Origin of the sequence: Salinivibrio sp. MA427, from assembly GCF_001996115.1 — a bacterium.
Lineage (GTDB): Bacteria > Pseudomonadota > Gammaproteobacteria > Enterobacterales > Vibrionaceae > Salinivibrio > Salinivibrio costicola.
Genome location: NZ_MUFH01000475.1, coordinates 1 through 1262, shown reverse-complemented (window position 1 = coordinate 1262; position 1262 = coordinate 1). Strand labels below are relative to the sequence as shown.

Sequence of the window (1262 nt, the reverse complement as noted above, 5' to 3'; positions counted from 1 at the left end):
TGTCGGTACTGAGTGGCTTACCCGATAGCGATTGTAGCCGATAAATGGTGTCACCACCGAACAGCCAGCGTCCGCCATTTTGCATCGCCTTCTCTCTCATACTGTCTTTCACTCGACTGACCCACTGCTCTCGGCTCGACTTATAGCGTTCCGATAACTCTCCTAACTGCTTACTCAGCTCTTTTTGAAAGGTTTCAAACCGCGCTAGTCGATATTTTTCTTCAAAGTTAGTGAGGTAATCCGCGATTTTAAATTGGGGTTTGTGGGTTTCAAATCGTGCTCGCAGTGTTTCAAGAAAGCGACCGCTATCATCGACGCGTTTTTCCTGCTCTACATTAGGCTCTGTACGGATCACCACAATGATATCCGCGCCGCGCGCAAACGCTTCTTTCGCCGGGATCGCAGCGGTCACGCCACCATCGACGTACCGGTGATCGTTGATATTAACCGGGTGTGGATACAACAATGGAATGGCACAGGTTGCCTTGAGCGCATCAGGCCAATTATCATCCGTAAGCGAGAAAAAGGCAGGTTTCAAGATATCGACATCGGTTGCACACGCATAGGCATATCGATTTTGCAGGTGACGACGTGCCGTCTCCATGTCCAATGCCGTCTCTTTTCCGGGTAGCGCGGTCTCTAGTGCCCAATCAAGATCCATATGATGCTGACGCCGCACATACTTCATTAAGTGGAAGAAGCGTTCTTGGGTCGTCAGCTGGGTAATAAATCGGTAGCCATATTGGTATTGTTGGCAGACATACGCGCTCATATTGAGCGCCCCAGCGGACGTACCATAATAGTGCTCGAACGGATCAAAGTGGCGAGTCAAAAATGCGTCGATGACACCCGCCGTAAAAATACCGCGCTGCCCACCTCCTTGCAGGACCAAGGAAATTCTTTGCGGTCGCGAAGGCTGGCTCTTATTTAAACCGATAGCCTGCGTATCGGCCGCAAACATCTTAGGTTGTACGGCTTGCTTGCTGTCTACCACACTCGCCCCTTACGAGCACACTCACGTTATGCATCTGTTTTTATTGAACGATGCCGCATAGTCTAACGCGTCGTGTAACGCTGCGCTAGCGCTTACCCCGTTACGGATGAGTGAGCGTGTTTCAGTAAGCATCTAACCTGACACTTATCTACATTGTTCACTTTTACCCCATCACTGCCACCGCAGCGAAGGTAAATATCATGCCTAGCGCACAACCTGCGGTGATTAACGCGTAGCCCAATGTGGTGTTCATCGCCTGACTCCTTAC

1 protein-coding gene is annotated in these 1262 nt (G+C 50.4%); it reads right to left on the bottom strand.

Features of this window, described 5'->3' with window-relative positions; all coding sequences use genetic code 11:
* On the bottom strand, positions 1 to 994 hold a 994-nt coding region (locus tag BZG79_RS15710), incomplete at its 3' end, for a patatin-like phospholipase family protein (RefSeq protein WP_077774878.1).
* Positions 995 to 1262: the final 268 nt, after the last annotated feature.